The sequence below is a fragment of the Nostoc sp. genome (assembly GCF_036917655.1).
Taxonomy (GTDB): Bacteria; Cyanobacteriota; Cyanobacteriia; order Cyanobacteriales; family Nostocaceae; genus Nostoc.
The window spans coordinates 77,551-84,900 of sequence record NZ_JBALCY010000077.1; the positions used below are offsets into that span (position 1 = coordinate 77,551).

General features: G+C 42.5%; 6 protein-coding genes. 3 read left to right on the forward strand and 3 right to left on the reverse strand.

What is annotated here, in order from left to right; translation table 11 throughout:
* The first annotated feature begins 514 nt into the window (after window positions 1–514).
* Together V7K30_RS30180 and V7K30_RS30185 are read left to right on the forward strand one after the other, a co-directional pair.
* Window positions 515–2,839 (forward strand): heavy metal translocating P-type ATPase, encoded by a 2,325-nt coding sequence (locus tag V7K30_RS30180; protein ID WP_335005686.1) that lies wholly within the window; start codon window positions 515–517, stop codon window positions 2,837–2,839.
* 19 nt (window positions 2,840–2,858) lie between these two features.
* Window positions 2,859–3,086, forward strand: coding sequence for a hypothetical protein (locus V7K30_RS30185; protein ID WP_335005688.1), 228 nt, complete (start codon window positions 2,859–2,861; stop codon window positions 3,084–3,086).
* 278 nt (window positions 3,087–3,364) lie between these two features.
* Here the strand turns inward: V7K30_RS30185 and V7K30_RS30190 are convergent, their stop codons facing one another.
* Entirely contained in the window at window positions 3,365–3,790 is a 426-nt protein-coding gene (locus tag V7K30_RS30190) for a heavy metal-responsive transcriptional regulator (protein WP_335005690.1), read from the reverse strand.
* 348 nt (window positions 3,791–4,138) lie between these two features.
* Here V7K30_RS30190 and V7K30_RS30195 point away from each other — a divergent pair, with 348 nt between their 5' ends.
* Window positions 4,139–5,227: an aromatic ring-hydroxylating dioxygenase subunit alpha gene (locus V7K30_RS30195; protein ID WP_335005692.1), complete on the forward strand. Its 1,089-nt coding sequence runs from the start codon at window positions 4,139–4,141 to the stop codon at window positions 5,225–5,227.
* Window positions 5,228–5,651: 424 nt separating this feature from the next.
* Here the strand turns inward: V7K30_RS30195 and V7K30_RS30200 are convergent, their stop codons facing one another.
* Window positions 5,652–6,695, reverse strand: a complete 1,044-nt coding sequence (locus V7K30_RS30200; RefSeq protein WP_335005694.1) for a caspase family protein — start codon at window positions 6,693–6,695, stop codon at window positions 5,652–5,654.
* 92 nt (window positions 6,696–6,787) lie between these two features.
* Window positions 6,788–7,350: HEAT repeat domain-containing protein (locus V7K30_RS30205; RefSeq protein WP_335005696.1), on the reverse strand; the 563-nt coding region annotated here is incomplete at its 5' end.

Consider the following 7,350-nt stretch of genomic DNA (forward strand, 5'->3'; position numbering starts at 1 on the left):
AATAAGGCTATCCATTACCCGGATCTTTCTTAACATTTGTGAGAGCGATCGCTCACGTTTTTTCTAAGCCTGATTCGTTCGTTGTTCATTCTCAATAAAAACCTAATTTTAGCGAGAAGACAAATAGCTAATTTGTCAAGTATGCCTGACACCTCAGTGTTCAAGATACTTGTAAAACAAGCGTTTCAAGATTGTAAAGAAAGATGTGACTAATGGATAGCCGCAAGCGAGGAGGGGATTAAGACTGGGGTGGAATGGCACTAAGAAAAGCCCAAAGGCTTGTGTCGCCTCGTTCCCAGCCTGGAGGCTGGGAATGTATTCAAAGAGGCTCTGCCTCTGGTCAAGCTACTGGAGGCGGAGCCTCCCAGAATGGGTTCGCAGCCTAGAGGCTGGGAACCCGTCAGGGTAAGGGCTATATCTTTTCTTAGTGCCATTCGACTGGGGTGTTTGGGACTTTTGCAAGAGGTCTAATGTTTAAGATCCTGCCATACCAATTACAGGGGTTCATCTAGTTATGGATACTCTCACACTCAAACTTCGAGGCATGAGTTGCGCTGGTTGCGCCAACAACATCGAAAAGGCAATTCGCTCTGTTTCTGGGGTGATTGACTGCAACGTTAACTTTGGAGCAGAACAAGCCACCATCAAGTACGATCGCTCTCTAGCCAGTTTAGAGAAAATCCAAGCTGCGATCGCTGCTGCGGGATACTCTTCCTACTCACTCCAGGAAGAATTGCTCACCGAAGAAGATGATGCCGAGAAAGCAAGTAGGCAAGCATTACAACGCCAACTCTCTCTCAAGGTAGTAGTGGGAGGTGTAATCAGCATTTTCCTATTTTTGGGGTCGTTGCCCATGATGACTGGGCTGAACTTGCCTTTGATTCCCAGCTTCTTGCAAAATCCTTGGGTACAGTTAGTGCTGACAACACCCGTCGTGTTCTGGTGTGGTGGATCTTTTTACCGCAATGGCTGGAAAACTCTCAAGCGCCATACGGCGACGATGGACACGCTGATTGCTTTGGGTACAAGTGCAGCCTATCTATGTTCTTTATTTGTGACTGTTTTCCCGAAATTTTTTATTGCTCAGGGCTTGATACCTCATGTTTATTACGAAGTTGCCGCGATCGTCATTACCTTAATTTTGCTGGGGCGGTTGTTGGAAAATCGCGCTAGGGGGCAAACTTCTGAAGCCATCCGCAAACTCATTGGATTGCAAGCCAGAGATGCCAGAGTTATCCGTGATGGTGTGGAAATTGATCTTCCGATCGCCGAAGTCAGAATCAACGATGTAATTTTGGTGCGTCCTGGTGAGAAGATTCCGGTAGATGGCGAAGTGATTACAGGCGCTTCGACGGTAGATGAAGCGATGGTGACGGGTGAAAGTTTGCCAGTCAAAAAGCAGCCAGGAGATGAGGTGATTGGGGCGACGATTAACGGTACGGGTGCATTTCAGTTTCGGGTGACACGAGTCGGAAATGATACGTTTTTGGCTCAAATCGTCAAATTAGTCCAACAAGCCCAAGGTTCTAAAGCACCAATTCAGCGCTTGGCAGATCAGGTGACAGGATGGTTTGTACCAGCTGTGATTGCGATCGCGATCGCCACTTTCGTCATTTGGTTTAATTTCACAGGTAACCTTACCTTAGCAACAATCACAACGGTAGGTGTACTAATTATCGCTTGTCCTTGTGCTTTAGGTTTAGCTACCCCCACTTCTGTAATGGTGGGGACGGGCAAAGGTGCAGAAAATGGCATCTTGATTAAGGGTGCCGATAGCTTAGAACTAGCACACAAAATTCAAACCATTGTTCTAGATAAAACTGGCACTTTGACTCAGGGGAAACCTACGGTTATAGACTTTGTGACTGTCAACGGCACAGCTAATGGTAACGAACTCCAGCTTTTACAGTTAGCCGCAACGGTGGAACACAATTCTGAGCATCCTTTAGCATCAGCGGTGGTGAAATACGCCCAGTCTCAAGAGGTGAGTTTAATAGATGCAAAGAACTTTCAGGCGATCGCAGGTAGTGGTGTCCAAGCAGTTGTTTCAAATCAGCTTGTGCAAATTGGTACACAACGCTGGTTAACAGAACTTGGAATTAACACCATCATTCTCCAGCAGTATAAAGATGCATGGGAAGCAGTTGGTAAAACAGTCATTTTGATTGCTGTAGATGGCGAAATACAAGGAATAATGGGTATTGCCGATGCCCTCAAACCTTCATCAGCAGCAGTGGTGAAAGCTTTACAAAAGTTAGGTTTGGAAGTAGTAATGTTGACCGGAGACAATCGTAAAACTGCTGATGCGATCGCTCTACAAGTTGGCATCCAGCGAATCTTTGCCGAAGTGCGTCCAGATCAGAAAGCGGCGATTATCCAATCTCTACAAAGAGAGATAGAGAGATTTCCAAAATCTAAAATCCAAGTTGCGCTGGAAGCGCACCAAAGGTGCGACTCAAAATCTAAAATTGTGGCGATGGTTGGCGATGGTATAAATGATGCGCCAGCCTTAGCACAGGCTGATGTGGGAATTGCCATTGGTACGGGAACAGATGTAGCGATCGCAGCTAGCGATATTACCCTAATTTCTGGAGATTTGCAAGGAATTGTCACAGCAATTCAACTTAGTCGCGCCACCATCAATAATATCAGGCAAAATCTCTTCTTTGCCTTTATTTACAACGTTATTGGCATTCCCATTGCGGCTGGAATTTTGTTCCCTATTTTTGGTTGGTTACTGAATCCAATTATCGCCGGAGCTGCGATGGCTCTCTCTTCACTATCTGTTGTTAGCAACGCTCTCAGATTGCGTAACTTTCAACCAAAAACTACCTCATAATTGCAGGGTAATTTAGCAAATGTTCAGTAAAAAAATGCTTTGGGGAAGCCTTACAGCTTTAGTGCTTTTCACTGGAACATCAGGCGTAGCATTAGCAGAAATGCCAGATCACTTGTCAGAGCAAACCAGTCAATTTCAACACATTGAGCAACCTTTGGGCTTGAAAGTTGGTGTTGCGATCGCAGGTTTCGCCTTAATTGGACTAGAGTTATGGTGGTTTCTTCTTTATAAAAGTCCTGAGTCCTAAGTTCTGAGTGAATAATCAAGAAATTGCTTAGAGGATGTTTGAAAAGTATTGGGCGAATAGAATTCGCTACTACACAAACTCTCGTCCACCTCCGTGGACTAAGAGAAAATCAAGGATTTTTAACCCACGCAGGTGGGTTTTGTCTGTATAGCCAAGCCAGTGCGTTGGGCGGCGAGCCACTCTTGTTGCACCTGGCGCGCGACTTCTAGTCGCCAGGGCAGTAATAAATTAGACTTGTTCATTCATCCTCTTAAACTTCATTTCTTGCTTTTTCTTTCTCAGCACTGAGGAATATTTTGAAGAATCGGACAAATTGTATCCTTGTGATGGTTGTCGATATTCTTCCAGCCTGAAAGTAATCCATCTATTTCAGAACGTAAGGTTAACAATTGATCAATTTGGTGATCAATTTGCAAGAGCTTGTCTTCGAGCTTTTCTTTAATTTCGCCACAGGGAGCTTGTCCTTGGTCATAGACTTGAAGAATATTTCCAATCTCTTCTAGGCTAAGACCAAGATTTTGCGCCCTTTTAATAAATGCTAGACGAGTCAGCACATCCAATGAAAACTGGCGAAAGCCTCCCTCTGTTCGTCTTGATGATTTGATTAAGCCTAAACTCTCGTAATAGCGAATTGTCCTAATGGGGATTCCGCTTATATCTGTTACCTGACCAATTAAAAGCAGTTTTGTCTCCTGAGTTAACACGGCAGATTTTCCCAAATATTGTAATTATTATTACATATTTTACTAATTATTAAGCAGTTTGAGAGTTTAGCAAAATATTGGCATCAGTAGTTAAAAGTTTTATCTAATTAGAAATTTTATTAAATTTTAATTTTTCCCATATCTATCCTGAATGAATATTAGCTTATTTTAGCTGAGATTTGATTAGGATAATCTTGACGTTGCTAATAATATCTGCTTAAAATCTTACCTTCTTAATTTTATCCATTTATTGGGTAACTGTTTGTCATGGTACTGAAAGTAACTGTTTTTTTTAAGTTCCCATGTTACTTCTAGATCAACTGCTTCACTTCAAGTGAAACCATAAAAATGAATCTCAACTCGCAGACTTTTAGCTCAACCCGTAAACCTAAAAATTTTAATAATCCAGAGCGTTTTATTGAAGGATGGTATTGGGTAATACCATCTCAAAATCTGCGGGTGGGTGAAGTAAAACCTATCACGATTTTGGGCAGAGAATTAGTGATTTACCGTGGTAAAGACAAAAGAGTAGTTACCTTTGATGCTTACTGTCCACATATGGGCGCTCATCTTGCTGAAGGCAAAGTTGAGGGTAATGCACTACGTTGTTTTTTCCACCACTGGAAGTTTGATGCTGAAGGGATGTGTATTGATATCCCATGTTTAGATGCGCCGCTTTCCCTAAAGTTACAAACTTGGCCCACTGCTGAAAAGTACGGGATGATTTGGGTTTGGACTGGAGAAATACCACAACAACCCCTACCTTTTGTTCCAGAATTGGAACAAAAAGATTGTGATGTCGCCATCCATTCTCACTTTGTAATGAACTGTCACCCCAATGTGGTGATGATTAATGCGATTGATGCTCAACACGTCAATGCAGTTCACAAACTGCCAATAGAAATTATTTTTGAAAGACAGGAACTGAACGAAAATGCAATTATCTTCAGTAATATTACACCCATCAAAGATAGTTCATCTTTGATTAAGCTCATCCGTCTTTTCTACAAAAATGCCATAACTTACAGTATTTGCTATTGGTACGGTAGCATTGGCATTGTGACACTTGGCCCCGATTTCTTCCATGTCCATACGATGTTTGCAGTTCGCCTCCACGAAGGCGGAAAAGCTGAAGGTCAAATCCTGTTGATTACTAAGAAACGTAAAGGATTTTTTGGTTGGTTATGCAATCGAGTTGTGTTATGGCTGACTAAGATTGCAGGTAAGTACTTTCTCATGGGTGACATCAAGATTGTCCAAACAATTAAGTTTGATTTGAAAACTCCCATCAAAGCAGATCAATCAATCATGCAGTTTATTAACCATGTTGAAAAACAGCAATCCCTAATGTGGGGGACTTGGCAAGAAGCGCGATCGCGCGATGTGGAGACTAAGCCCAAACGTGAGAGATGGCAAGATACAATGAGTAATGATTAATATCATGTCTATATGATCAGAATTCCATCAGACTACTTGGCTAATTAAACGAACACGATCTCATCCCATTGTCAATTATCTTTGCAACAAATGAACCAGCGTAGGGGCGTAAGCTATACGCCCCTATTAACGTGTATGTAGCAGGTATTTTCTGAAATGGTATAAGAATTAATAAAGGTTAAAAGTTCAACAAATTTACTTTTAACTTTTAATTTATTTTTTACTGAGCTACCAGATCAATAAAAAGAAGTGGCAAAGCCACTTCCTAATTCCCAGGTAGAACCTAAGTTATGAGTATAACGACTACAAAAATTTGAAATAGTATAAACAAACACCAATTAACTGAATATCTCTATTTTCCTTGTTTTCTGGGTAAGGAAATCCTGATTTTCATCCGCCAAATAACTGTATATTTACATAAGTTTCATGATTGCAATGCAGACTCAATTTTATCCAGTTCATCGCTAAGATATGCCAGTTTTGTCTCTTCATCAAGAAGCTGCTGTTCTAATTGAAACTTAACTGCCGTACCAGCCTCAATAACTACAGCTTTCTTCATCTGCTTTAACTTCTCGCTGCGGATGTCAAATTCTGCCTGAAGTGCGTCTCGTTTTTGTTGCGATCGCCGTCGCCCTCCAGCAGTTAAGCTAGTAGCAGATGGACTAGTTTCAATAGTTGCTGCTTCACCAGGCAAAAATTTACTTCCACCTGCGTAATAGCAAAGGGGAAAATTATCGCCCAAATCCAGCACTTTATTTACAAACGGGTGCTGCGGCCCTGATGCTCTTTTTGGCACTTGGTCAAACAAGTAAACTAAAATATCAAGAATACGTGCATAGCCATCCTTATTCACCGCTGCTTTTCCTTGCAAGGCTGACAACAAGCAATCAGTGAAAGCACTGTAGGGTTGACCCGTGTAAGAATATTCGTCTTCTCGCGAAGAAGCAACCACAACTCGACCGCTTCCCGTTCCTAGCACATTTAACAGTTGCGGCGGTAAGGGTGATTTTACAAATGTTTCTCCTGGTTCCTTCAAAGCTGGAACGCCACCAGCATGACAGCAATCTAATAAAACTACGAGTTTACGCGCTGTAATTGCTTCAATCTTTTGGGTAAATTCTACACCTGAGATGGCTGTGTCTGCGCGTTGGCTGGGGTCATAGCCGTAGGGGACAAGGAAGTATTCATTGGTGCGCTGGATGCGTCCACCGTGACCAGAGTAGTAAATGATGACAGTCGCATTAGGATTTTGATTGACTTGGGCGATGATTTCGTCAAAAGCTGCGAGGATATTTTGCCGAGTTGCAGAGGTTTCGGTTAGCAGTGTGACTTGTTCTGGTGGATAGGCGGCGCGACTTGGGTCAATCAGTATATCTCGTATAGCCGTTGCATCTAGTACAGTGACAGGTAAATCTGCACCTACGCCAATAAGTAATGCATAACCGTTGGTAAAAGTTTGGTTTGTCATACGGTGGGTAAGGAATGCGATCGCCTTTTATACTCTATATACTTGTGGGGATGTGCGATCGCATTTCTTTTGAGCAAGCTGATCTATTTTGATCAACGATTAATACGCTTTAAAGCAGAATCAGCATTCTGACGAACACCTGGATCTGAATCTTTCAGTGCTTCAGTCAGAGCAGGGACAGCAGTCTTTGCTTGTGAACCTAAGTTCCCTAAAGCTGAGGTAGCAGTTCGGCGAACATCTACACTTGGGTTTTTCAGGGCAGCTATGAGATTATCAACTGTTGCCCTATGCCAGAGAATTACGTCATTTCCGCTAGCACTGGCTAGTGTTTGAGCATCAGGGCTAAATGCTATGGAAAACACAGCATTTTGCAGATTTAGAGTTTGCAGTTTTTTACCATCAAGGCTCCAAATTTTAATAGTATTATCATCACCGCTTGAGGCGATAGTTTGGCCATCAGGACTAAAAGTGATGCTGTTGACTGCACCAGTATGCCCTGAGAGAGTTGTAAGTAATTTTCCGTCCCTCCTCCAGAGTTTTACTGTTCCATCCTGACTGGCTGAGGCGATAGTTTGGCCATCAGGACTAAAAGTGATGCTGTTGACTGCACCAGTATGCCCTGAGAGAGTTGTAAGTAATTTTCCGTCCCTCCTCC